The following is a 24,705-nucleotide window of genomic DNA, read 5'->3' as shown; positions in this document are numbered from 1 at the left end:
CGGCCTGCTTTCCGGGGAGCAGGCGCTCAAGGAGGCGAGCCCAGCCTCCAGGCCGCCAGACCGAGCATCGACCAGCCGAACAGAAATGCCAGCCCACCGAACGGCGTGATGATGCCAAGCTTGCTGAAACCGGTCAGGGTCAGCGCGTAGAGGCTGCCGGAAAACAGCAGGATACCGACCGCGAAGGAGAATCCGGCCCAGGTGATCAGGCGCCCGGGGATGTGCGTTGCCAGTATCGCCACGCCGAGCAGGGCCAGCGCGTGAATCAGCTGATAAAGCACACCAGTGTGGAACACCGCCAGATACTCGGCACTCAGGCGTTCCTTGAGACCGTGGGCAGCAAATGCGCCCAGGGCGACACCGGTGAAGCCGAAGAAAGCGGCCAGCATCAAAAAGCTACGAAGCATCAGGAACTCCAGTGAAAAATCGTCGAAAGGCGCACGGTCTGTATAATGGCCCGTTCAACGGATTCGGCCAAGCCATCTCTATGCTGCAGTCTATTCTTCGTCGTATTGTCAAAGCCCTGCTGTGGTTCGCCGCAGGCAGTGTTCTCGTGGTTCTGGTTTTGCGCTGGGTGCCGCCACCGGGCAGTGCGCTGATGGTCGAGCGCAAAGTCGAATCCTGGGTCGATGGCGAGCCTATCGACCTGCAACGCGACTGGGAACCGTGGGACAAAATCTCCGACGACCTGAAAATTGCGGTCATTGCCGGCGAAGACCAGAAGTTTGCCGAGCATTGGGGGTTCGACGTCGACGCCATTCAAGCGGCCATCCTGCACAACGAGCGCGGCGGCTCGATACGCGGTGCCAGCACGCTCAGCCAGCAGGTGTCGAAAAACCTGTTCCTGTGGTCCGGCCGCAGCTACCTGCGCAAGGGGCTGGAAGCCTGGTTCACCATGCTGATCGAACTGCTCTGGTCCAAGGAGCGCATCCTCGAGGTGTACCTCAACAGTGTCGAGTGGGACGAAGGTGTATTCGGCGCCCAGGCTGCGGCGCAACATCACTTCCGCACCAACGCCAGCGCGCTTTCCGCCCAGCAGGCCAGCTACCTCGCCGCCGTCCTGCCCAACCCGCGCCAGTGGAGCGCCAGCCACCCGAGCAGCTATGTCTCCCGCCGCGCGGGCTGGATTCGTCAGCAAATGCGTCAATTGGGTGGGGATGAGTATTTGCAGGGGTTGAACAGCAGTCGTCGCTGGTGATGCGCTGGCGCTAGTTCGGAGAAGAGGACGCAGAGCGTCCAGAACGGCATGCCGACGCAGAGAGTCGCACGATAGCTGATACACAAACAAAAACGCCCCGATTGTCTCGGGGCGTTTTTCGTTGCTAGGTAGCCTTACGCGGCAATCGACGTCTTGAGCTTGTTCATCGCGCTTTTTTCCAGCTGACGAATGCGCTCTGCAGAAACGTTGTACTTCTGCGCCAGGTCGTGCAGCGTGGCTTTTTCTTCTGCCAGCCAGCGCTGGTAGAGGATGTCGCGGCTGCGTTCGTCCAGCACGTCCAGCGCCTGATGCAGATTGGCGGTGGAGTTGTCGGTCCAGTCGGAGTCTTCCAGTTGACGCGCCGGGTCGTAGCGGTGGTCTTCCAGATAATTGGCTGGCGACTGGAACGCGCTGTCGTCATCCGCCTCGGCTGCCGGGTCGAAGGCCATGTCATGGCCCGTCAGACGGCTTTCCATCTCACGCACTTCACGCGGCTCCACACCCAGGCTTTCAGCGACGCGGTGCACTTCATCGTTGTTCAGCCAGGCCAGACGCTTCTTCTGGCTGCGCAGGTTGAAGAACAGCTTGCGCTGCGCCTTGGTCGTGGCGACCTTGACGATGCGCCAGTTACGCAGGATGAACTCGTGAATTTCAGCCTTGATCCAGTGCACGGCGAAGGACACCAGACGCACGCCCATTTCCGGGTTGAAACGCTTCACGGCCTTCATCAGACCGACGTTACCTTCCTGGATCAGGTCGGCCTGAGCCAGACCGTAACCCGAATAACTGCGCGCGATGTGCACGACGAATCGCAGGTGGGCGAGGACCATTTGACGGGCCGCGTCCAGATCCTGCTCATAGTAGAGACTCTCAGCCAGTTCACGCTCCTGCTCGGGCGTCAGCAAAGGAATGCTGTTGACCGTGTGCACGTAGGCCTCGAGGTTCGCACCCGGGACTAGAGCATAAGCAGGTTGCAAAGAAGTGGTCATACGAAAAAACCTCCAGCGCACAGGTTATGTGCAGTTCAGCATTAGCCAGATTGACCCGGAACCGCTAACCAAGTTCCTTGATTTTCAGAGGCCAGTCTGGTGAAACAATAATGTGGCTCTACCGGGGCGCCAGTTCACGAAGATGTCGGGCCACCGCAATCCAGGCACCGATATACCCTAACAGAACCGCTCCAAGCAAGAGGGAAAGACCATCACCCATCGGCACACCGGCCAGCGCAAAGTCACTTCCATAGAGACCTGCCAGTCCGACAACCGCGCCGTTCAGCCAGTTCAGGCCATAAGCCAGAACGCCCCAGGAAAGGATGCCCGCCCCGAAGCCGTACAGCGCGCCCATATAAAGGAAAGGCCTGCGCACGTAGCTGTCGGTACCGCCCACCAGCTTGATCACTTCAATTTCGATGCGGCGGTTTTCAATGTGTAGACGAATTGTGTTACCAATTACTAACAGCAAAGCCGAGACCAGCAGAACCGTCAAGCCGAAAACGAAACGGTCACCCAGTTTGAGGATCGCGGCCAGCCTTTCTACCCAGACCAGGTCCAGTTGCGCCTGTTCTACTTTAGGTAATCCGGCGAGTCGCGTACGCAAGGCTTCCAGCGCAGGTTTGTCCACTTCGTCCGGCGTCACCAGCACCACGCCCGGAAGCGGGTTCTCCGGCAATTCCTTGAGCGCCTCGCCTAACCCGGACTGCTGCTTGAACTCCCCCAATGCCTGTTCGCTGCTGATGTACTCGGCATCTGCCACACCGGGCATCGCCTTGATTTCATCGCGCAGGCGCGTGCCGTCGGCAGTACTGGCATCCAGATTCAGATAAATCGAAATCTGCGCCGCGCGCTGCCATGAACCACCCAGACGCTCGACATTGCTCAGCAGCAACGACAAGCCCATCGGCAAGCTCAAGGCAATCGCCATCACCAGACACGTAAAAAAGCTGCCAATCGGCTGTTTGCCCAGGCGTCGCAGGCTGTCAAGTAGACTGGAACGATGGCTTTCCAGCCAGGCGGACATCAGCGCACTGAAATCAGGGCCATCGTCATCGTGGTCGTGGCGCTGCTTTTTCTGTTTCGGCGGTAGCGGATCGGCCGCTTTTGGCGCGACGCGCTCTGAAACCTTGGGGCTGCGTGTGGCACTCATACTCCGGCCTCCCCGTCACCGATCAGACGACCGCGCTGCAGGGTCAGCATGCGATGACGCATGCGGGCGATCAATGCCAGATCGTGACTGGCAATCAGCACGCTGGTCCCCAGTCGGTTGATATCTTCAAACACACCCATGATCTCCGCCGCCAGCCGTGGGTCGAGGTTACCGGTCGGTTCATCGGCGAGCAGCAGGGCCGGACGGTGAACAATGGCGCGGGCAATGCCGACACGCTGTTGCTGACCGGTAGAGAGGTCACCCGGGTACAACTCGGCCTTGTCGGACAACGCTACCCGCTCAAGCGCCGAATCGACCCGCTTGGCGATTTCGGGCTTGGACAGGCCGAGGATCTGCAAAGGCAACGCAATGTTGTTGAACACCGTGCGATCGAACAGCAACTGGTGATTCTGGAATACCACGCCGATCTGACGACGCAGAAACGGGATTTGTGCGTTGCTGATTTGCCCAAGATCCTGACCGGCCAGCATCAGTTTGCCGGTAGTCGGACGCTCCATGGCCAGCAACAGGCGCAGCAGCGTGCTTTTGCCGGCACCGGAATGACCGGTGACGAACAAAAACTCGCCGCGACGTACTCGAAAGCTCAGTTCATGCAACCCGACATGTCCATTCGGGTAGCGCTTACCGACCTGCTCGAATCGAATCATGGACGCTCCCGCTCCGCAAACAGTGCCTGAACAAAGGGTTCGGCCTCGAAGGTACGCAGATCATCGATACCTTCACCAACGCCGATATAGCGAATCGGCAAGCCGAACTGCTTGGCCAAAGCGAAAATCACGCCGCCCTTGGCGGTGCCGTCCAGCTTGGTCAGCGCCAGCCCGGTCAGCGTGACGGTCTGGTTGAATTGCTTGGCCTGATTGATAGCGTTCTGCCCGGTGCCCGCATCGAGGACCAGCAGGACTTCGTGAGGGGCATCTGCGTCCAGCTTGCCGATCACGCGGCGAACCTTCTTCAACTCCTCCATCAGATTGTCCTTGGTGTGCAGACGTCCGGCGGTGTCGGCGATCAGCACGTCGATGCCACGAGCCTTGGCAGCCTGCACGGCATCGAAGATGACAGAAGCCGAGTCGGCACCGGTGTGCTGAGCGATGACCGGTATGTGATTACGCTCACCCCAGACCTGCAATTGCTCGACGGCTGCAGCGCGGAACGTGTCGCCCGCCGCCAGCATGACCTTCTTGCCTTCCAGTTGCAGCTTCTTGGCCAGCTTGCCGATGGTGGTGGTCTTGCCCGCGCCATTGACGCCGACCACCAGAATCACGAACGGCTTGTGCTCGGCCTTGATCACCAGCGGTTGCTCGACAGGCTTGAGCATCGCAGCCAGTTCGCCCTGCAACGAGGTGTACAACGCTTGGGCGTCGGTCAACTGCTTGCGCGCGACCTTCTGAGTCAGGCTCTTGATGATGACCGAGGTGGCCTCAACGCCGACATCGGCGGTCAGCAGGCGGGTTTCGATTTCTTCCAGCAGATCATCATCGATGGCCTTCTTGCCCAGAAACAGGCTGGCCATGCCTTCGCCGATGCTGGCACTGGTCTTCGACAGGCCCTGCTTGAGACGCGCAAAAAAGCCGACCTTGCCGGTTTCTGGCTCAGGTGTCGGTGCGGGCGCCGGCACTGCAACCGCTTGCGCAGCAGGCTGAACAGGTTGCGGCATTGCCTGCGCGACCACTGGCTCAGGCTCTGCAACAGGTTGAACCAGGACCGGCTCAGGCATCGCGAGCGGCACGATATCCGCCACCGGCTTCGCTATGACGGGTTCAGGCTCCCGCGGTTCGGGCGCAACAGGGGCATGGTTCTGTTCAGGGATGGCCGGCGTGACATGCGGCTCTCGCTCGCCACTCAATGCCACAGGCTCTTCAGTCACCGGCAAGGTCAGCCAGGGCTGGGGCGACGGAGCACCGGGCTCGACATGACGTTGCGAGGCAGGCTCAGCCGCTTCGACGGTGACTTCAGACACCGATTGCGAGGCAACATGAGGCTCAACCTGCGGCGTCGCTGCAACCTGATCGGCGATCGGGTCGGGTTGCGTCGGGGATGATTCTGCTGGCTTCGACTCGGTTTGCTGCGGCTTCTTGCGCAACCATCCGAACAGGCCTTTCTTCTCTCCAGCCTCGGCTGGGGTCTTCTTGTCGTCGTTGGAACCAAACATGGAGGACGGCTATCTCAAGGTTGCGGGGCGCCAGAGGGCGACCCGGAAAAATTCTGACATGCAAAACAGACTGCGTTTAGGACTTCTTGTTCACTCATCGGCCGCGTGTGCAGCTACCTTTACCTGCGTTTCAGACAGGTTTCACTCGCAATCGGCCAGTGAAGGCTGTCTCTGAAGCAAACGGATCAGTATCCTAACACCCCCGCGCCCGCCGACGCTAAGTTCAAGCGGGCCGTCCTACAGGTTCAAACTACGAATGAATGCTCTTGCCCGCCGCGCCGCAGGCCTGCTGCTCAGCACAATTTGTCTGCCTTTGACAGCATTGGCTGCTGATCCGCAACCGACTCACGAATTCACCCTCGACAATGGCCTGAAGGTTATTGTTCGCGAAGACCACCGCGCTCCTGTGGTGGTATCGCAGATCTGGTACAAGGTCGGCTCCAGCTACGAAACGCCGGGCCAGACCGGTCTGTCCCACGCACTTGAACACATGATGTTCAAAGGCAGCAGCAAAACCGGGCCGGGCGAGTCCTCGCTGATTCTCCGCGATCTGGGCGCTGAAGAGAATGCGTTCACCAGCGACGACTACACCGCCTATTACCAGGTGCTGGCGCGTGACCGCCTGAACGTCGCGCTGGAGCTGGAAGCCGATCGCATGGCAACCCTGAAATTGCCCGCCGACGAATTCAGCCGCGAGATCGAGGTCATCAAGGAAGAGCGTCGCCTGCGTACTGACGACCAGCCAATGGGCAAGGCGTTCGAGCGCTTCAAGGCAATGGCCTACCCTGCCAGCGGCTATCACACGCCGACCATCGGCTGGATGGCGGACCTGGAGCGTATGAAGGTCGAAGAACTGCGCCACTGGTACGAATCCTGGTATGCGCCGAACAACGCCACGCTGGTGGTCGTCGGTGATGTGCAGCCGGACGAAGTCAAAGCCCTGGCAGAGCGCTTCTTCGGATCGATCCCGCGCCGCGATGTACCGCCTTCGAAAAAACCACTGGAACTGGCCGAGCCAGGCGAGCGCAAGATCACCCTGCACGTCAAAACCCAGTTGCCGAGTCTGATCTACGGTTTCAACGTACCGAGTGTCGCAACCGCTGAAGATCCCCGCTCGGCGAACGCCCTGCGTCTGATCGCAGCGCTGCTCGACGGTGGCTACAGCGCACGCATTTCCTCGCGCCTGGAACGTGGCGAAGAGTTGGTCTCCGGTGCCTCGTCGCGTTACGACGCGTTCGCTCGCGGCGACAGCCTGTTCATGATCAGCGCCACACCCAACCTGCAGAAGAAGAAAACCCTGGCCGATGTGGAAGCCGGGATCTGGCGCCTGCTCGATGAGCTGAAAACCAAGGCACCGTCCGCCGAGGAGCTGGAGCGTGTCCGGGCTCAGGTCATTGCCGGTGTGGTCTACGAGCGCGACTCGATCACCAGCCAGGCGACCATGATCGGAGAGCTGGAAACCGTCGGTCTGTCCTGGAAGCTGATGGACAATGAACTGGAGGCGCTGCAAAGCGTGACCCCGCAAGACATCCAGAAAGCTGCCAACACCTATTTCACCCGTGAGCGCCTCAGCGTTGCGCACGTTCTGCCTGAGGAGAAAGCCAAATGATCACGCGCAATGCTCCACGTCATGCGCTGCTTGGCCTGATCCTGGCCGGTTCGCTCGGCGCCTTTGTCGCACTGCCAGCCCTGGCCGACGACGCGCCTGCCGAGCAGGGCCAGGCCGCTCCCGCGCTGGGCAGCAACCTGCAGACCCTCAAGGAACTGGACGGCAAGGCTCCGGCCCGTCGCGCCCTGAACATCCAGACCTGGAATACCGCCGAGGGCGCCCGGGTGCTGTTCGTGGAATCCCGCGAATTGCCGATGTTCGACATACGCCTGACGTTCGCCGCCGGTAGCAGCCAGGACCAGAAATCCCCCGGCATTGCCCTGCTGACCAACGCCATGCTCAACGAGGGCATCAAAGGCAAGGACGTCAACGCGATCGCCCAAGGCTTCGAAGGCCTGGGCGCCGACTTCAGCAACGGGTCCTACCGTGACATGGCGGTGGTCTCGTTGCGCAGCCTGAGTGCTGCGGACAAGCGCGATCCGGCCCTGAAGCTGTTCAGTGAGGTCGTGGGCAAGCCCACCTTCCCTGCCGATTCTCTGGCCCGCATCAAGAACCAGTTGATCGCCAGCTTCGAGACTCAGAAACAGAACCCTGGCGCTATCGCCAGCAAAGAACTGTTCAATCGTCTGTACGGTGATCACCCCTACGCTCACCCAAGCGAAGGCGACGCCAAGAGCGTCAACGCCATCACTCTGGCTCAGCTCAAGGCGTTCCACGCCAAAGGCTATGCAGCGGGCAATGCAGTGATTGCTCTGGTCGGAGACCTGTCGCGAGACGACGCGCAGTCCATCGCGGCACAGGTATCTGCCTCGTTGCCCAAAGGCCCGGCGCTGGCCAAGGTCGCTGACCCGGTCGAGCCCAAGGCAGGCACCACGCATATCGAATTTGCCTCCAACCAGACGCACCTGATGCTCGCGCAGTTGGGCATCGACCGTAACGATCCGGACTACGCGGCACTGACCGTGGGTAACTCGGTACTGGGCGGTGGCGGCTTCGGCAGCCGACTGATGACCGAAGTGCGGGAAAAACGCGGCCTGACCTACGGCGTGTCTTCCGGCTTCACTGCCATGCAGGTGGCGGGGCCGTTCATGATCGGCCTGCAGACGCGTGCGGAAATGAGCGAAAACACCCTCAAGCTGGTGCAGGACATTGTTCGCGACTTCCTCGCCAACGGTCCGACCCAGAAAGAAGTCGACGATGTGAAGCGCGAACTGACCGGCAGCTTCCCGCTGACTGCAGCCAGCAATTCGGCCATCGTGGGCCAGTTGGGTGCCATCGGTTTCTACAACCTGCCGTTGACCTACCTCGAGGACTACATGGCCGCCGCGCAGAACGTGACCGTCGAACAGGTGAAAGCGGCAATGAGCAAACACCTCAGCGCTGACAAGATGGTCATCGTCACCGTGGGTCCGACCGTCGAACAAAAACCCTTGCCGGCGCCGACCGACAAACCCGTCCGCCAACCTGCAGGGGTCCCGGAACACTGATGGCCAATCCACGTCCGAAGGGCCACAACGGCCTGGGTCAGCTTCGTATCATCGGCGGAGAATGGGGCAGCCGCCGCCTGACCTTCCCCGACGCCCCCGGCCTGCGCCCGACACCTGATCGCGTGCGCGAAACCCTGTTCAACTGGCTGGCACCCTACATCGCCGGTGCCCGGGTGCTGGACGTTTTCACGGGCAGCGGCGCGCTGTATTTCGAAGCCTTGTCGCGTGGCGCCAGCATGGGCCTGGCCCTGGACAGCAACGCGGCAGCCATCGCCAGCCTGCGCCAGAACCTCAATGCGCTGAACTGCAGCAGCGGTCAGGTCTCCCAGACCGACGCCCTGCGCCACTTGGAAACCGCCACCGCCTCGCCCTTCGACGTGGTGTTCCTCGACCCGCCCTTCCATCAGGGCCTGCTGGCTTCAGCCTGCAACCTGCTGGAAAGCCACGGCTGGCTGGCCGACACCGCCTGGATTTACACCGAAAGCGAAACACCGCCATCGACCACCGGCTTGCCGGGAAGCTGGCGATTGCACCGCGAGAAAAAGGCTGGTCAGGTGTATTACGCGTTGTGGCAGCGGGGCCAGGGCTGACAGCTCACGAACCAATGCTCCGCGTTTGGAATGCAGCTCTGAACGTTCCGCGTCCTGTTGACGACGCAGAGCGTCATGAAAGGCATTCCCACCCTGGAGCAACTACAACTATCGTGCGACGCTCCGCGTCGCATGCCGTTCTGGACGCTGTGCGTACTCTTTTGCGATGCAGAGCGTCACCAAACGCACTTCTATACGCAACGACACCGTCAAGCCACTTACATCCCGGACCACTTAATGGCAACGTACAGCTTCAGCCCCTGAACTGATCGTTGAGCAAGCACGTGTCCACACGCCCTACCTTTCTGTCCCATGCCAATCCATTCGTCCCGGCCGTCGGCATGGGCAATCCGCATTTGCAGACGCTTTGGGGACCGCTGCTGCGCAAGCCGACGCTGCTGGCGCGTACGCGAGAGCGGTTGTGGTTGCAGGACGGGGACTTTCTGGACATGGACTGGCATGGCCCGGATGAGTCCGATAAACCCTTGGTGCTGGTACTGCACGGCCTGACCGGGTCGTCCAACTCGCCCTATGTTGCCGGCCTGCAAAAGGCCATGGCAGCGCAGGGCTGGCCGAGTGTGGCGTTGAACTGGCGCGGTTGCTCGGGAGAACCCAATTTGCTGTCGCGCAGTTATCACTCAGGCGCGAGCGAGGACCTGGCCGAAGTGATCGCTCATTTGCGCTCGCTGCGGCCATTGGCTCCGATTTATGCGGTGGGGTATTCACTGGGCGGCAATGTATTGCTCAAGTACCTCGGCGAATCCGGCGCCAACAGTGATTTAAGGGGCGCCGTGGCGGTGTCCGTGCCGTTCCGTCTGGACGAATGTGCCAACCGTATCGGCCAAGGCTTCTCGCGGGTTTATCAGCGGCACTTCATGCGCGAAATGCTGGCTTATATCCGTGACAAGCAGCATCGGTTCCAGCATGAAGGCATCAGCGAGGGCCTGGCCGAGCTCGCCGCGCTGGGCTCACTGGAGAACATGCGCACCTTCTGGGACTTCGATGGCCGGGTGACTGCGCCGTTGCATGGGTTTACCGATGCCACGGATTATTACCGCAGAGCGTCCAGCCGCTACTACCTGGGCCAGATTCAGACGCCGACGCTGATCATCCAGTCCAGCGACGACCCATTCGTATTCCCTCACAGCCTGCCCGAACCCAGCGAGCTGTCGTCCTGCACCGAATTCGAACTGCACACCAAAGGCGGGCATGTCGGCTTCGTCGAAGGCTCGCTTCGTAATCCGCGTTACTACCTCGAACGCCGCATCCCGCTGTGGCTATGCGCCGCCCAGGCGCGCGACGGCTCGCCCACGAGTTGATAACGAATCAATCGGCGCCCGTGGCGATTTCCCGTTCAGGATCGGTGATCCATTCACTCCACGATCCCGCATACAGCGTTGCCAGCGGATAGCCGGCCAGACACAGGGCGAACAGGTTGTGGCAAGCGGTGACACCTGAACCGCAATAGGAGACCAGACTCTCCGGCGGGCGGCCCTGCAGCTTTTCAGCGAAACGCTGCCTGAGCTGTTCGGGCGGCAAAAAGCGTCCATCGGGACCGAGGTTGTCAGTACAGGCTGCACACTGCGCACCGGGAATATGCCCGGCAACCGGATCCAGAGGTTCTACGTCGCCTCGAAAGCGGGCTTCGGCACGGGCATCGATCAGAGTCATTTCCGGGCGCCCCAGACGACCCTGCAAGCGACTGCCGCTGAGCACCATGGACATGTTCGGCTCGCCGCTGAAATGACCGGGCTCACGATTCGGCGCATCCAGGCTCAACGGCAGCCCCGCAGCGTGCCAGGCCTTCAGCCCGCCATCGAGCAGGTAGACGCCTTCGCGCTTGCCCATCCAGGCCAGCAACCACCAGGCCCGCGCGGCATACATTCCCGGCCCATCGTCATACAGCACAACATCGCTGTCGGCGTTGATGCCCCAAGCCTGAAAGCATTGCAGCAAAGCGGCGGGATCGGGCAGTGGATGACGTCCGGTCTTGCCTTTGATAGCAGGCCCGCTGAGGTCGCGCTTCAGATCGGCAAAAGACGCGCCCTCGATACGCCCCTGGGCGTAACTGCGTTGACCGTAGTCGGAATCTTCAAGCGCGTAGCGGCAATCGAGAATCACCAGGCCTGGAGTTTTCTGGCGTTCAGCCAGTTGCTCAGGGTTGATCAGTTGCGCGATGGACATGACACACTCCTGTGGCAGAGAACCGACAAGCTGGCTGCTCGTCGGTCCCGGAATTCACATCAGAACCTCGGGCAGTGACGCGTGAAACGTCTTGCACAGGGCATCGAACGCTTCGCGAGCCTGAGGCGCGACAAAAACAGATTCGAGCATAAGTACCTGATAGACGCCACGTCGAATAGCCGATTGGTTGATCTGCGTGGAGTTTTCCCGATTGGTGCACAGAAAGCGCACCCACGACGTCAGGACGATCCAGGTGTTAAGACTGGTCCACTCGATCTGCGACTCATCCATTTTCAGGATGCCCGCCTTGATGAATCCCCGGTAGATGGTCATCGCCTGCATCAGACAGCGGTACGAAAAACGCCGATAACGCCGCGCCAACTCCTCATCCGAGGTCAGCAGGTGCTCAAGATCACGGTGCAGAAAACGGTAGCGCCACATGGCGTCGATAATCGCCAGGAAGTAATCGCGCTTATCCTCAATGGTCGGCGCACGGTCGGCTGGCAGGGTCAGGAAACTGCCGATCAGCATCTCGTACTCGGAGAACAGTTCGGCGATGATCGCCTGCTTGTTGGGAAAGTGGTAATAGAGATTGCCGGGCGAGATTTCCATGTGCGCAGCGATGTGATTGGTGGTCACGCAACGCTCGCCCTGCTGATTGAACAGTTCCAGACTGGTTTGCACGATTCGTTCACGGGTTTTGGTACGCGGTGCCATGCTGGGCCAGGCCACTCTTTGCTGATCAGGTGATGGCAATCTTAGCGCAGGCTGATACTGCGATGGTGGCAGAATCGCGGCGATAAGGGTGTCACGTCGACGCAGGCACACCCGCCCGGGCCAAGACCGCACAGATCGAAAATCCGGATGACATCCCACTCGTCAATCAGTGTCCGTCTTACAAAGTTTTTCATCGGCCGACCAGCCGCTGTGACTGCGCTAAATAGCCCCAAAATCAGGGATTTCAACATAAACATGGCCGATAATCGGCGCAATACGACGTTTGATACCTGCCGCGCAGCTTGGCCCATCGGGAAGGCTGCGATACCATCCGAGTCCCACAACGGACTCCGACCAGGACGACGCGATGAACCGAGTGTTGTACCCAGGCACCTTCGACCCGATTACCAAGGGCCATGGAGATTTGGTCGAGCGCGCCTCGCGCCTGTTCGACCAAGTGGTCATTGCGGTTGCCGCCAGCCCGAAGAAAAACCCGCTGTTCCCTCTGGAGCAACGCGTCGAGCTGGCCCGCGAAGTCACCAAGCACTTGCCCAATGTGGAAGTGGTCGGTTTTTCGACCCTGCTGGCGCATTTTGCCAAGGAGCAGAATGCCAACGTCTTTCTGCGCGGACTTCGTGCCGTATCGGACTTCGAATACGAATTTCAGTTGGCCAATATGAATCGCCAGCTGGCACCGGACGTCGAAAGCCTGTTCCTGACGCCCTCGGAGCGCTACTCGTTCATATCCTCGACGTTAGTGCGTGAAATCGCCGCGTTGGGCGGTGATATCACCAAATTCGTTCATCCTGCAGTGGCCCAGGCGCTGACCGAGCGCTTCAAGCGCTAGACTCGCTGCATGTGAAGGTGCATCCCGAAGCCTAATGCGGCACAATTCGCCGCATTGGTTTTAATGTGCCCCGGCGTCGGCTGCGGCAGGAGCAATTCATGTCCCTTATCATCACTGACGATTGCATCAATTGCGACGTCTGCGAACCCGAGTGCCCAAACGAGGCGATTTCACAAGGCGAGGAGATCTACGTGATCAATCCGAACCTGTGCACCGAATGCGTCGGTCACTACGACGAGCCTCAATGTCAGCAGGTTTGCCCGGTCGACTGCATCCCTCTGGATGAGAATCATGTCGAGAGCAAAGAGCAGTTGATGGACAAGTACCGGATCATCACCAGCAGGGCTTGATTACGCCTTCACTGCTGCTTGCCGTACCCGTCGCCCGTGCAACCCAGACAACGCACGAAGGCTGCCTTGCCCGGATCCACCACCAGCGCCTTGCCTGTTGCCCCAAGGTTGCCGCCTGCCGCCGCAAAAGGCGCAGCGATCACGAACAGTCCTGTACCGATAACGGTGGCCGCGATCAACAAGGGTCGGGCAATCAGAAGGTCACCGATCATGGCAAACGCAGGTGGGTTCTGGATGGTGTAGACCGGATCGCCGCTGCCTGTGGTGACATCGGCGGCCACCGCTGGCAGCGCCTGCAGGCCGATGAACAACGCCAGCGCGGCAGCGAGAATACGAAACGGGCTCATGGCTTGATCCTTCAGGCGTCGCAAATAATTAAGGTGCCATCACTATAAACAGGGCTGTGGGTTAAGCAAATGGCCCAGAGCCCCTGTCATCTGTATTTCAGCGCTGACATTTCGGGCAATACACGCTGGCGCGCTGGCCGAGCTTGACTTCACGCAGCGTCGTACCGCACACCTTGCATGGCTGACCGCCACGACCATACGCAAACAATTCCTGCTGGAAATACCCAGGCTTGCCGTCACCGCCGATGAAGTCACGCAGGGTGGTGCCGCCACGTTCTATAGCGTAGGCCAGAATGCGTTTGATCTCGATGGCCAGCTTCAGGTAACGCGCGCGGGACACACTGCCCGCTTCGCGGCGCGGGTCGATGCCGGCGGCGAACAGCGCTTCGGTCGCATAGATATTGCCCACCCCGACCACAACGGCGTTGTCCATGACGAACGGCTTGACCGCGATCGACTTGCCACGCGAGCGCTCGTAAAGACGCTCGCCATCGAAAAGATCGGTCAGCGGCTCCGGCCCCAGGCGGATCAACAGTTCGTGGTTGTGCGGATCGAGACTCCAGAGCATCGCGCCAAAACGACGCGGGTCGGTGTAACGCAAGGCCAGCCCGGACTCCAGTTCGATGTCGACGTGCTCATGTTTGAGCGCCGGAAGCCCGGCTTCGACCAGACGCAGATTCCCGGACATACCCAGGTGACTGATCAGGGTGCCCACCTCGGCCTGAATCAGCAGGTACTTGGCGCGTCGATCCACCTGCACGATACGCTGGCCGGACAGGCGAACGTCCAGATCCTCGGGAATGGGCCAGCGCAAGCGGCTGTCGCGCACGATCACGCGACTGACGCGCTGACCTTCAAGATGCGGCGCAATGCCACGACGGGTGGTTTCGACTTCAGGTAATTCAGGCATGGACAACTCGGTCGTGCAGAAAGGACAGGCCGGGGCGGCGCCGGATTAGCGCGCGCCCAGCTCGCGGATGCTTTCCCTCAGGTATTCAAAGTCATATTCGGACAGGCCGACGTAGTCCAGCACCAGCGCACCGATGCATTCCCACTCGTGATCCTCGTCCTGATTGCCCAGCACCCGATAGGACTGGCAGATATGCTCGGCCATTTTCAGCGGAGCCAGGAGGTTCTTGAGCGTGGCATTGCGACTGGTATCGTCCAGGAAAATCGCCAATGCGTTGTGATGATTGGCAATCGCGTCGGTAACGTGTGCAGGCAGACGCCAGGATTTGGCCGTGTAATAGCCGACGACCGAATGGTTGGTGTCGAAGGCGCTGTTTTCGGTATCGACGATGCGGCAATCGGGCCCCGCGTTGGCGTAGGCCTCTTCCAGCACCGGCATGTAGTTGGGAAAACGCTTGAGCATCAGCGGTATGCCGCAGTCGTGAAACAGGCCCAGGGCGTAGGATTCGTCCACCGTCTGCGAGCCAATGCGCTTGGCCAGGGTCAGACTGGTCATCGCGACATCCTGCGCCGTATCCCAGAAACGGTTGAGCGCGACGATGGTTTCATCGGTCATCTCGCCCCTGATCGACTGTGCGTTGATCAGGTTGATCACAGTCCGACTGCCCAGCAGGTTTACCGCCTTGTCGATCGAGGCAATCTTGTTGGACAGGCCGTAATGTGGAGAGTTGACGATCTTCAACAGCGCCCCGGACAACCCGGGATCCTGAGCGATCAATCGCGCAATCGCCCCCAGGTCCGGATCGGGCATGTATTGCTCCATCTGCAGATCCACCATGATTTGCGGCTGCGGAGGCACACTGATGCCCTGCAACGCTTGCTGGATCTGTTCTGGGCTTAGCTCTTCGGACATAGGAATTCACTCACCTTGATGACTGGATTCTGACCCCTTGCGGAGAAACGGTCCATCACCCGAGACGAAGATATTCTCGGAACTTTGCCTTATACGAAGCTTCGGACGTTGTGTTAACGGCGTAAACGGCGGCTTCAAAAAGGCCTGCCAGACGCTACTCTTAAGCCCGACACTGGAGGATCCCATGTCTAAAGCACTGACTGGCAAACGCATAGCAATTCTTGTAACCGACGGTTTCGAACAGGTTGAATTGACCGGTCCGAAAGAAGCGCTGGAGCAAGCAGGTGCCACCGTGGAAATCCTTTCCGCTGAAGAGGGCAAGGTCAAAGGCTGGAATCACGACAAGCCTGCCGATGACTTCAAGATCGACGGCACATTCAAGGCTGCCAACGCCAGTGACTATCATGGCGTGGTGCTGCCGGGCGGTGTACAGAACTCCGACACCATCCGCATAGACAGCGACGCGCAAAAGATCGTCAAGGACATCGAGGCCGCGGGCAAGCCAGTGGCGGTGATCTGCCATGGCAGCTGGCTGTTGATCTCGGCAGGCCTGGTAAAGGGTAAAACCCTGACCAGCTTCAAGACGCTGAAAGATGACCTGGTCAACGCGGGCGCAAAATGGGTCGATCAGGAAGTCGTCACCGACGGCAAACTGATCAGCAGCCGCCAGCCCGATGATATCCCCGCCTTCAACAGCAAACTGATCGAAGCCCTGTCTGCCTGACAGATTCCGTCAGTTAATTGCAGTCATCCCGGCCCAGCGCCGGGATGACGCGCTATAATCCCGCTCTTTTTTCAGGAGCGACGTCATGTCCCTGCCTAGCTTGCGCCTCAAAGCCAACGCCGACCGCCGCTTGCGCGCCGGTCATCTGTGGGTCTACAGCAACGAGATCGATGTAGCCGCCACTCCACTGCATGGTTTTGCAGCCGGTGATCAGGCCATCCTCGAAGCTGCGGGCGGCAAGCCGCTGGGCATCGTCGCCATGAGCCCCAACAACCTGATCTGCGCACGCCTGCTGTCCCGCGACATCAAGCTGCCGCTCGACAAGTCGCTGCTCGTCCATCGCCTCAACGTTGCGCTGTCGCTGCGTGAACGCCTGTTCGACAAGCCTTTCTACCGTTTGACCTACGGTGACTCCGACCTGCTGCCGGGTCTGGTAGTCGATCGTTTTGGTGACATTCTGGTCGTTCAACTGGCCTCGGCCACGATGGAAAACCACAAGGAAGACATCATTGCGGCGCTGGTTCAGGTCATCAAGCCAAGCGGCATTCTGTTCAAGAACGATTCGGCGGCTCGCGATGCGGAAGGCCTGAATCGTTACGTCGAAACCGTTTTCGGTCTGGTGCCGGAATGGGTTGCGCTGGAAGAGAACGGCGTGAAGTTCGAAGCACCGGTCATGGCCGGGCAAAAAACCGGCTGGTTCTATGACCACCGCATGAACCGCGCGCGCATCGCCCCTTATGTCAAAGGCAAGCGTGTGCTCGACCTGTACAGCTACATCGGCGGCTGGGGCATTCAGGCAGCGGCTTTCGGTGCCAGCGACGTCACCTGCGTCGACGCGTCGTCCTTCGCCCTCGATGGCGTGGAGCGCAACGCAGCCCTGAACGGTTTTGCCGAAAAGATGACCTGCATCGAAGGCGATGTTTTCGAAGCGCTCAAGGAACTGAAAGCCGCAGAAGAGCGTTTCGACGTAATCGTCGCCGACCCGCCTGCATTCATCAAACGCAAGAAAGACATGAAAAACGGTGAAGGCGCCTACCGCCGCCTGAACGAGCAAGCCATGCGCCTGCTCAGCAAGGACGGCATTCTGGTCAGCGCGTCGTGCTCGATGCACCTGCCGGAAGACGACCTGCAGAACATCCTCCTGACCAGCGCCCGCCATCTGGACCGCAACATCCAGCTGCTCGAGCGCGGCGGCCAGGGCCCGGACCATCCGGTACACCCGGCCATTGCCGAAACGCGCTACATCAAGAGCATCACCTGCCGGCTGCTGCCCAACAGCTGATACCAAAGCGCCCGGCCTCGTCGCGCCTACAAGAGCTCGCTGTTCCTGACTATCGTGCCGATGCTCTGCGTTGGCATGCCGTTCCGGACGCTCAGCGCCGCTATAAAGAAGCGCTTTTTTATCACAGTGGCACTTGACGACGCAGAGTGCGACGTAAGTGACGGCTGAGTCCTGGCGCTGATCCGGGGGTAGCCTGGCAGGACGCCAGGCTAGCCGCACCGGGCCATGGATGGCCCGGTGCGGCGACCCCCGGATCAGTGGCAGGGCGAAGGAACCCGACGAAGTCGGGCCGGAAACGGAGCTGCGGAATTTGCCTACTTTGGCCCCATCAAAGTAGGTCGCCGAGAGGCGAAAAGGTGACTTGAGCCGAACATCAATCTACCTAACAAAGAAAAACCGCCGTGTGACGCAGAGCGTCACGAACTGCATTCCCACGCGGAGCGTGAGGAACGATAGTCATCAGACTCCGGGCCGTGCCTTTAGCCAAATTGCTCTGAAGCGCTTTTCAACCGCGATGGCACTGACGACGCAGAGTGCGACGTAAGTGACGGCTGAGTCCTGGCGCTGATCCGGGGGTAGCCTGGCAGGACGCCAGGCTAGCCGCACCGGGCCATGGATGGCCCGTTGCGGCGACCCCCGGATCAGTGACAGGGCGAAGGAACCCGACGAAGTCGGGCCGGAAACAGGAGCGAAGGACTTTGCTCACTTTGGTCCCTCAAAGTGAGTCGCCGAGGGGCGAAAAGGTGAGCTGAGCCGAACCCCAATCTACCTAACGAAAGAAAAACCGCCGTGTGACGCAGAGCGTCACGAACTGCATTCCCACGCGGAGCGTGAGGAACGAGAAGTGTGTGGGATAACTGCATACTCCCGATCAAACCCTGCCCACCACCATTCGCACGCCCAGCAACAGCAGAAAGTGCAGCGGGTAGATCGCATAGGCCCAGCGCCGCATCGGGATCACTGCGAACCCAGGTTTCGCCCGCAGCAGCGCGATGCCCAGTACAGGCGCCAACACGCAGGTGAGTATCGAACCGATGGAAATCGGATCGCCCCAACTCGCACCGGCAAACATCTGCGACCAGGCATTACCCGCCAGACAAAAGACCGCCGGAAATATCGCATACCAAAGCCTTCTTTCCAGCACCAGCACAAAGACCAGCGGCAGCAATACACCGGCAAAGCCAAACATCAGGTATTTCTGGAAGATCGCCGTCAGCAGCAGTGCGACAAGGGCCATCACTCGGGTCGTCGGATTGCGATGCTGCCAGCCCTGAGCGATCACCAGCCCCAGTAGCAGCGTCGGCATTACATTCAGCACTGTGGCGTCAGCCATGAACAGCCGATACGGGATCTCCGCCAGCCCGGCAAACACCAGCAGCCAGCCCAGATAACGCCATTGCACCCGCGGGGCCACGATGGCTGCGCTGCGCCGGGAAAGATTCACAGCGATTGCCAGGCAGAACCAGGGAAAGGCAAAACGCCCCGGCACGTATAGAAAATCGACTGACCAGCCCACATAGCGAAGGTGGTCAAGCACCATACTCAACATCGCCAGCCACTTGAGCAGGTCCAGCGCCTTGTTGCGTCCGGGCAGAAAAGGCGGGTTGGAAAGATCCATATTGCTCCTGAATGAGGAATTGCGTCATGCAGCCAACACATGACCGAACCTTATATTGTCGCTACAGTGCGCACCATAATCGCCCATAAGGAATCGGCCATGACAGACCAAAGCCAACAGTTCGCCAGCGACAACTATTCCGGTATCTGCCCTGAAGCCTGGGCGGCCATGGAGCAGGCGAACAAGGGCCATCAACGCGCTTATGGTGACGATCAATGGACTGCACGCGCTTCGGATGATTTCCGCCGACTGTTCGAAACCGACTGCGAAGTATTTTTCGCCTTCAACGGCACGGCGGCCAACTCGCTGGCGCTGTCATCGCTGTGCCAGAGTTACCACAGTGTCATCTGTTCGGAAACGGCTCACGTCGAAACCGATGAATGCGGTGCGCCGGAGTTTTTCTCCAACGGCTCCAAACTGCTGACAGCCCGCAGCGCGGGCGGCAAGCTGACCCCGGAATCGATTCGTGAAGTGGCGCTCAAGCGTCAGGACATTCACTACCCCAAGCCGCGCGTCGTGACCCTGACCCAGGCCACCGAGGTAGGTGGCGTCTATCAGCCGGAAGAACTCAAGGCGATCAGCGCGACCTGCAAGGAACTGGGCCTGCATCTGCACATGGACGGTGCCCGTTTCTCCAATGCCTGCGCCTTTCTGGAGGCGTCCCCGGCTGAACTGACCTGGAAGTCTGGCGTTGACGTGTTGTGCTTCGGCGGCACCAAAAACGGTATGGCGGTGGGCGAAGCCATTCTGTTTTTCGACCATGATCTGGCTGAAGACTTCGATTATCGCTGCAAGCAGGCCGGGCAACTGGCATCGAAGATGCGTTTCCTGTCTGCACCGTGGGTCGGCCTGCTGGAAAACGACGCCTGGCTCAAACACGCCCGCCATGCCAACCGCTGCGCGCAACTGCTCGCCGAACTGGTCAAGGACATTCCTGGCGTGGAGCTGATGTTCCCGGTGCAGGCCAATGGCGTGTTCCTGCAACTGTCGGAGCCGGCCATTGCTGCACTGACCGCTCGTGGCTGGCGTTTCTACACCTTCATCGGCAACGGCGGCGCACGTTTCATGTGCTCGTGGGACACCGAAGAAGAGCGCGTGCGTGAACTGGCCGCCGATATCAAGCTGGTGATGCAGGGCTGAAGCGTCTGGATCAAGCTTGCAGGTGCAGTCAGGCGAGCGACGGGGTAATCTCCTTCTCTACGGCAAACGGCCCACAAGGCCGTCCGGACTTTACCGACCGCCCTCAAGAAGGAGCTTGTCTGCATGTTCGATTTCTCCGCCCGGCTCAAGCAGCATTTCGCTGCCCTGCAGAGTGAAGCGCAATTCTTTTCCGTACGTTACGTGCACCGCACCGGCCAACGCCTGTGCGTGCGCAAGAATGTGGCCGAGCCGCCGTCACTGATCAGCGACGAGGGCGCCATGCTGACCGTGCGCCTGAATGGCGTTGAAGCCTACGCCGCTACCAACGACATCTCCCTGAAGGGTTTACAGGCTGCCTTGCAGCAGGCCGAAACGCTGGCGCGCCGTCTGGCACCGCATGCGCTGCTGGACCTGAGCGATCAAGCGGTCTCGAGCGCAAAGGCTGACTACCTGTCGCCAAACATGGATCAAGCCTTTCCACCGCTGAGCGATTGCATCGGCCTGCTGATGGCCGAGTCCAGCGCGGTCCCGGCAGACGAACGCCTGGTCAACTGGCAGGCCATACTGGACCTGGAAACCGTCGAGCAAATCTACCTCAACAGCGCGGGCGCGCAATTGCGTCAGGCGCAGCGCTTTGTGTTTCCGGGCATGAGCGTGACGGCCTACGACGGTCGCGACAGCCAGACGCGCACCCTGGGCGGGCATAACTTCGGCCAGCAAGGTGGCATCGAAGTGCTGAGCAGTTGTGGCCTGATCGGGTCTGCCGCCAACGTCGCCGACGAAGCGTTGCAGTTGATCCTCGCCCCCAACACGCCATCAGGCCCACGCGACCTGCTGCTGATGCCCGATCAGATGGTCCTGCAGATTCACGAGTCCATCGGCCATCCTCTGGAGCTGGACCGGATTCTCGGTGACGAGCGCAATTACGCAGGCACCAGTTTCGTCAAAACGACTGACTTCGGCACCCTGCAATACGGTTCCAGCCTGCTGAACGTGACTTTCGACCCGGAGATTCCCGAGCAACTGGCCAGCTACGCGCATGATGACGATGGCACGTCAGCCAGCAAGCAGTTCCTGATTCGTGACGGCCTGCTGCAGCGCCCGCTCGGCGGTGCCCTGTCGCAATACCGCAGCGGCCTGGCAGGCGTCGCCAACAGCCGCGCCTCCAGCTGGAACCGTGCCCCCATCGACCGCATGGCCAACCTGAATATCGAACCGGGTGACCAGTCGCTGGACAGTCTGGTCGGTAACATCGAGCACGGCATCCTGATGTCGAGCAATCGCTCCTGGTCCATCGATGACGCACGCAACAAATTCCAGTTCGGCTGCGAATGGGGCCAGTTGATCGAGAACGGCGAGCTCAAGGGCGTGGTGAAGAACCCCAATTACCGGGCGATCTCCGCGCAATTCTGGAAAAACCTCAGCGCAGTGGGTGATGCCAGCACGTTCAAAGTGCTGGGCACGCCGAACTGCGGCAAGGGCGAACCCAACCAGGTGATCCGTGTAGGCCATGCCTCTCCGGCGTGTGTGTTTGCCAATGTCGATGTGTTTGGAGGAGATGCCTGATGTCGCACCAACAGCAGTTCGAGGCGCTGGTCGCCGTGCTCAAGGCTGCCATCAGCCCAACGGAACACTTCACTCTGGCCTACGACGCCGAGGCGTCTGACTTCATTCGGTTCAACCACGGCCAGGTTCGACAGGCCGGGAGCGTCCAGCAGGTCATTGCAACGTTCAAACTGATTGATGACGGCCGGCATGCCAATCTGGAACTGACCTTGTCCGGCGACGCCGAGACCGACCAGCAGCGCCTTGTCGACGCCCTGCAACAACTGCGCGAAACACTGCCGTCGCTGGCCAAGGATCCCTATCTGTTGCCGAACACCAATGCCTGGCAAAGCAGTAACGTTCAAGATTTGCCGCTGCCGGACAGCGCCCGGGTCGTCGAGCAGATCAGCGAACTGGCAGGCGATCTGGACCTGGTAGGTTTCTATGCGGCAGGCCCGCTGTACCGCGGCTTCGCCAGTTCGTGGGGGGCGCAGGGCTGGCACCAGGCCAACAGCTTCAATTTCGACTGGAGCCTGTTTCACGAAAACGGTCAGGCAGTGAAAGCCAACTACGCGGGTCACGACTGGAGCGACGAAGCCTTCGCGCAGCGTTTTCAGCAAGCCCGCGAACAGCTCGAATTTCTCGGCCGCCCGCTGCATGCGCTCAAGCCCGGACAATACCGCGCGTACCTGGCGCCAGCGGCTCTGGACGAAGTCATCGGCATGCTCACCTGGGGCGGATTTTCCGCGCAGTCACTGGCCAGTAAACGCAGCCCGTTGCAAAGGCTGTATGACGGCGAGACGCCTTTCAGCCCGTTGGTCAACTTCGACGAAAAAGTCAGCGGTTCGCTTTCACCAGCGTTTTCACGGGAAGGCTACCCGCGCAAGGACCTGAAACTGATCGTCGACGGGCAAGCCCGCGATCGGCTGGTGGATTCGAGCAGCGCTGCCGAATACGACCTGCCTGCCAACGGCGCGGATTATGGCGAAGGCCCAAGCGCGTTGAGCATTGCCGGCGGTTCACTGGAGCTGGATCAGATCCTCGCCAAGCTCGGCACCGGGCTTTACATCAGTAACCTCTGGTACCTGAACTTCTCCGACCGCGCCGCTGCGCGCCTTACCGGAATGACACGCTTCGCGACGTTCTGGGTCGAAGAGGGCAAGATCGTCGCGCCGGTGAGCACCATGCGCTTCGATGACAGCGCCTACAGCCTGCTGGGCAGCGCACTGGAGGACTTGACCAAAGAAAGGGAACTGATTCTCCAATCGAGCACCTACAGTCAGCGCCAGACCGGTTCAATCCAGTTGCCGGGCGCATTGATCAGCCGACTCACCCTCACGCTATAGCAGGAGCCTATGCCGAACTCAGCAGCGCCGATCATGGACGAAAAGACCCTGCGCTGGATGCCCTGGGTCATCGCCATCGCATTCTTCATGCAAAGCCTGGACGGCACGATTCTCAACACCGCCTTGCCGTCCATGGCCCGTTCACTGGCGGAAGACCCGCTGCGTATGCAGTCGGTGGTCATCGCCTACATGCTGACCATTGCGCTGCTGATCCCGGCTTCGGGCTGGATCGCCGACCGGTTCGGGATCAAGCGCATCTTCTTCAGCGCCATCCTGCTGTTCAGTTTCGGATCATTGCTGTGCGCGCTGTCCTGGTCACTGAACGTGCTGGTAGCCGCCCGGGTGATTCAGGGGCTGGGGGGCGCGCTGATGCTGCCTATCGGGCGCCTGATCGTATTGCGCGCCTATCCGCGATCGGAGCTGGTGCGGATCATGGGCTTTATTACCGTGCCGGGCCTTTTGGGTCCGTTGCTGGGCCCGACGCTTGGCGGCTGGATGGTCGAGTACCTGAGCTGGCACTGGATTTTCCTGATCAACATTCCGGTCGGCATCCTCGGTTGCTACGCCGTCAAACACTTCATTCCTGATCTTCCGGGAGGCGGTCGAACACGGTTTGACGGCGTCGGTTTCATCCTGTTTGGCGCGGCGATGGTATTGATCACCATTGCCCTGGAGGGCCTGGGCGAGTTGCACCTGCCGCACATGCGCGTGGTGCTGTTGCTGTTTGCCGGAATGGGCTGTCTGGCAGCGTATTGGCTGCGTGCCGGGCACATCGAATCGCCATTGTTTGCCCCTTCACTGTTCCGTACCCGGACGTTTGCGGTCGGCATCATGGGCAACCTGTTCGCCCGCCTGGGCAGCGGTGCCCTGCCGTTTCTGGTGCCGTTGCTGCTGCAGGTGGCGCTGGGGTATTCGCCGTCTCAGGCAGGCATGAGCATGTTGCCGCTGGCGGCCGCTGGCATGTTCGCCAAGACCATCGCCCGCTGGCTGATCGAGCGGCTGGGCTACCGCATGATTCTGACCGGCAACACACTGCTGCTGGGTATCCTCCTGGCCAGCCTGGCGTTGGTGGATGTGCAAACCCCATACTGGGTGTTACTGGTCCATCTGGGACTGCTCGGCGCCGTCAACTCCTTGCAATTCACGGCCATGAATACGGTCACCTTGATCGATCTGGACGATGCCAGTGCAGCGAGTGGCAACAGCCTGCTTTCGGTGGTGGCACAGCTGTCGCTGAGTCTTGGCGTGGCAAGCGCAGCAGCCTTGCTCGGGGGGTTCAGCGAAGAAGTTACCACCGGCGAGGTCAGCAGCATGCTGGGGGCATTTCAGCTGACATTCCTGAGTGTCGGGGTGCTGGCCATGTTTGCGGCAGGTATTTTCCTGCAATTGCCGGCAAAGGAGCCCAGGATGGCAAAAGCCTGATTGACAACAGCCCGTAACTGGAGCAAATCTGCAAAGCGAATTCCCCTGGAAAACAGGGGTTTTACCCGAAAAAACAACGAATTTGAGTATCCGACCAGATACATTGAAGAACCTGGACAACCGGCCGACACTTTTATAGCACTAAGCCACTGTGGTCTCTTGTAA

At 60.2% G+C, this 24,705-nt stretch carries 24 protein-coding genes; 13 read left to right on the top strand and 11 right to left on the bottom strand.

The genetic code is table 11. From position 1 onward, the window contains the following. Nucleotides 1-26: 26 nt before the first annotated feature. On the bottom strand, nucleotides 27-407 hold the full coding sequence (locus tag BLR16_RS21180; protein WP_003372515.1) for a DUF423 domain-containing protein: 381 nt from the start codon (nucleotides 405-407) through the stop codon (nucleotides 27-29). Between the two features lie 80 nt (nucleotides 408-487). Here BLR16_RS21180 and mtgA point away from each other — a divergent pair, with 80 nt between their 5' ends. Further along, nucleotides 488-1,198 (top strand): monofunctional biosynthetic peptidoglycan transglycosylase, encoded by a 711-nt coding sequence (gene mtgA, locus BLR16_RS21175; RefSeq protein ID WP_024661885.1) that lies wholly within the window; start codon nucleotides 488-490, stop codon nucleotides 1,196-1,198. A 134-nt stretch (nucleotides 1,199-1,332) separates the two neighbouring features. Here the strand turns inward: mtgA and rpoH are convergent, their stop codons facing one another. The 4 genes from rpoH to ftsY form a co-directional block, all read right to left on the bottom strand. Next, complete coding sequence (rpoH, locus tag BLR16_RS21170; RefSeq protein ID WP_002555629.1) at nucleotides 1,333-2,187, bottom strand: RNA polymerase sigma factor RpoH; 855 nt, start codon at nucleotides 2,185-2,187, stop codon at nucleotides 1,333-1,335. A gap of 118 nt (nucleotides 2,188-2,305) precedes the next feature. Then, nucleotides 2,306-3,340 (bottom strand): permease-like cell division protein FtsX, encoded by a 1,035-nt coding sequence (gene ftsX / locus BLR16_RS21165; protein ID WP_003372518.1) that lies wholly within the window; start codon nucleotides 3,338-3,340, stop codon nucleotides 2,306-2,308. Continuing rightward, complete coding sequence (gene ftsE / locus BLR16_RS21160) at nucleotides 3,337-4,008, bottom strand: cell division ATP-binding protein FtsE (RefSeq protein ID WP_002555631.1); 672 nt, start codon at nucleotides 4,006-4,008, stop codon at nucleotides 3,337-3,339. Before ftsE ends, ftsX begins: the two co-directional genes overlap by 4 nt. Further along, a complete protein-coding gene (gene ftsY / locus BLR16_RS21155) occupies nucleotides 4,005-5,510 on the bottom strand; it encodes a signal recognition particle-docking protein FtsY (protein ID WP_092194480.1) in 1,506 nt (501 codons plus the stop codon). Before ftsY ends, ftsE begins: the two co-directional genes overlap by 4 nt. A gap of 256 nt (nucleotides 5,511-5,766) precedes the next feature. Here ftsY and BLR16_RS21150 point away from each other — a divergent pair, with 256 nt between their 5' ends. From BLR16_RS21150 to BLR16_RS21135, 4 genes are all read left to right on the top strand, one after another. Next, nucleotides 5,767-7,119, top strand: a complete 1,353-nt coding sequence (locus BLR16_RS21150; RefSeq protein WP_003372526.1) for a M16 family metallopeptidase — start codon at nucleotides 5,767-5,769, stop codon at nucleotides 7,117-7,119. Further along, on the top strand, nucleotides 7,116-8,606 hold the full coding sequence (locus tag BLR16_RS21145) for a M16 family metallopeptidase (RefSeq protein ID WP_054081729.1): 1,491 nt from the start codon (nucleotides 7,116-7,118) through the stop codon (nucleotides 8,604-8,606). Before BLR16_RS21150 ends, BLR16_RS21145 begins: the two co-directional genes overlap by 4 nt. Next, complete coding sequence (rsmD, locus tag BLR16_RS21140) at nucleotides 8,606-9,196, top strand: 16S rRNA (guanine(966)-N(2))-methyltransferase RsmD (protein WP_044309109.1); 591 nt, start codon at nucleotides 8,606-8,608, stop codon at nucleotides 9,194-9,196. Before BLR16_RS21145 ends, rsmD begins: the two co-directional genes overlap by 1 nt. Before the next feature lie 284 nt (nucleotides 9,197-9,480). Then, nucleotides 9,481-10,515: a hydrolase gene (locus BLR16_RS21135; RefSeq protein ID WP_074807453.1), complete on the top strand. Its 1,035-nt coding sequence runs from the start codon at nucleotides 9,481-9,483 to the stop codon at nucleotides 10,513-10,515. A gap of 7 nt (nucleotides 10,516-10,522) precedes the next feature. Here the strand turns inward: BLR16_RS21135 and BLR16_RS21130 are convergent, their stop codons facing one another. Together BLR16_RS21130 and BLR16_RS21125 are read right to left on the bottom strand one after the other, a co-directional pair. Beyond that, on the bottom strand, nucleotides 10,523-11,380 hold the full coding sequence (locus BLR16_RS21130; RefSeq protein WP_003432512.1) for a sulfurtransferase: 858 nt from the start codon (nucleotides 11,378-11,380) through the stop codon (nucleotides 10,523-10,525). A 54-nt stretch (nucleotides 11,381-11,434) separates the two neighbouring features. After that, nucleotides 11,435-12,097, bottom strand: coding sequence for a TetR/AcrR family transcriptional regulator (locus BLR16_RS21125; protein ID WP_003432509.1), 663 nt, complete (start codon nucleotides 12,095-12,097; stop codon nucleotides 11,435-11,437). A 367-nt stretch (nucleotides 12,098-12,464) separates the two neighbouring features. Here BLR16_RS21125 and coaD point away from each other — a divergent pair, with 367 nt between their 5' ends. After that, on the top strand, nucleotides 12,465-12,944 hold the full coding sequence (gene coaD, locus BLR16_RS21120) for a pantetheine-phosphate adenylyltransferase (RefSeq protein ID WP_003348749.1): 480 nt from the start codon (nucleotides 12,465-12,467) through the stop codon (nucleotides 12,942-12,944). Nucleotides 12,945-13,042: 98 nt separating this feature from the next. Next, nucleotides 13,043-13,294, top strand: a complete 252-nt coding sequence (locus BLR16_RS21115; RefSeq protein WP_054081730.1) for a YfhL family 4Fe-4S dicluster ferredoxin — start codon at nucleotides 13,043-13,045, stop codon at nucleotides 13,292-13,294. Nucleotides 13,295-13,302: 8 nt separating this feature from the next. Here the strand turns inward: BLR16_RS21115 and BLR16_RS21110 are convergent, their stop codons facing one another. The 3 genes from BLR16_RS21110 to BLR16_RS21100 form a co-directional block, all read right to left on the bottom strand. After that, nucleotides 13,303-13,641, bottom strand: coding sequence for a hypothetical protein (locus BLR16_RS21110; RefSeq protein WP_003372544.1), 339 nt, complete (start codon nucleotides 13,639-13,641; stop codon nucleotides 13,303-13,305). A 97-nt stretch (nucleotides 13,642-13,738) separates the two neighbouring features. Further along, nucleotides 13,739-14,551: a bifunctional DNA-formamidopyrimidine glycosylase/DNA-(apurinic or apyrimidinic site) lyase gene (gene mutM, locus BLR16_RS21105; RefSeq protein ID WP_003372546.1), complete on the bottom strand. Its 813-nt coding sequence runs from the start codon at nucleotides 14,549-14,551 to the stop codon at nucleotides 13,739-13,741. Nucleotides 14,552-14,596: 45 nt separating this feature from the next. Next, entirely contained in the window at nucleotides 14,597-15,409 is an 813-nt protein-coding gene (locus BLR16_RS21100) for an HDOD domain-containing protein (RefSeq protein ID WP_170846043.1), read from the bottom strand. A 238-nt stretch (nucleotides 15,410-15,647) separates the two neighbouring features. Here BLR16_RS21100 and BLR16_RS21095 point away from each other — a divergent pair, with 238 nt between their 5' ends. Together BLR16_RS21095 and BLR16_RS21090 are read left to right on the top strand one after the other, a co-directional pair. Continuing rightward, nucleotides 15,648-16,187 (top strand): type 1 glutamine amidotransferase domain-containing protein, encoded by a 540-nt coding sequence (locus BLR16_RS21095; RefSeq protein WP_003372548.1) that lies wholly within the window; start codon nucleotides 15,648-15,650, stop codon nucleotides 16,185-16,187. 85 nt (nucleotides 16,188-16,272) lie between these two features. Then, nucleotides 16,273-17,469: a class I SAM-dependent rRNA methyltransferase gene (locus BLR16_RS21090; RefSeq protein ID WP_003372549.1), complete on the top strand. Its 1,197-nt coding sequence runs from the start codon at nucleotides 16,273-16,275 to the stop codon at nucleotides 17,467-17,469. An 871-nt stretch (nucleotides 17,470-18,340) separates the two neighbouring features. On the opposite strand, the gene BLR16_RS21075 is transcribed toward BLR16_RS21090, so the two are convergent. Next, nucleotides 18,341-19,087: a TraX family protein gene (locus BLR16_RS21075; protein ID WP_058397144.1), complete on the bottom strand. Its 747-nt coding sequence runs from the start codon at nucleotides 19,085-19,087 to the stop codon at nucleotides 18,341-18,343. A 99-nt stretch (nucleotides 19,088-19,186) separates the two neighbouring features. On the opposite strand from BLR16_RS21075, the gene BLR16_RS21070 reads away from it, so the two are divergent. From BLR16_RS21070 to mdtD, 4 genes are all read left to right on the top strand, one after another. After that, the gene (locus BLR16_RS21070) at nucleotides 19,187-20,227 is read left to right on the top strand and encodes a threonine aldolase family protein (protein ID WP_003432507.1); all 1,041 of its coding nucleotides are present in this window, start codon (nucleotides 19,187-19,189) and stop codon (nucleotides 20,225-20,227) included. A 123-nt stretch (nucleotides 20,228-20,350) separates the two neighbouring features. Next, on the top strand, nucleotides 20,351-21,793 hold the full coding sequence (locus tag BLR16_RS21065) for a TldD/PmbA family protein (RefSeq protein ID WP_003432506.1): 1,443 nt from the start codon (nucleotides 20,351-20,353) through the stop codon (nucleotides 21,791-21,793). Then, on the top strand, nucleotides 21,793-23,118 hold the full coding sequence (locus tag BLR16_RS21060) for a TldD/PmbA family protein (protein ID WP_058416048.1): 1,326 nt from the start codon (nucleotides 21,793-21,795) through the stop codon (nucleotides 23,116-23,118). Before BLR16_RS21065 ends, BLR16_RS21060 begins: the two co-directional genes overlap by 1 nt. A gap of 9 nt (nucleotides 23,119-23,127) precedes the next feature. After that, nucleotides 23,128-24,540 carry a multidrug transporter subunit MdtD gene (gene mdtD / locus BLR16_RS21055; protein WP_003372572.1) on the top strand — a complete coding sequence of 471 codons (1,413 nt, stop codon included), beginning with the start codon at nucleotides 23,128-23,130 and terminating at the stop codon, nucleotides 24,538-24,540. Nucleotides 24,541-24,705: the final 165 nt, after the last annotated feature.

It is taken from the genome of Pseudomonas sp. BS3767 (assembly GCF_900099665.1).
GTDB classification, from domain to species: Bacteria; Pseudomonadota; Gammaproteobacteria; order Pseudomonadales; family Pseudomonadaceae; genus Aquipseudomonas; species Aquipseudomonas cerasi.
The sequence above is the reverse complement of the archived record's forward strand: the minus strand, read 5'-3'. Positions and strand labels throughout refer to the sequence as shown.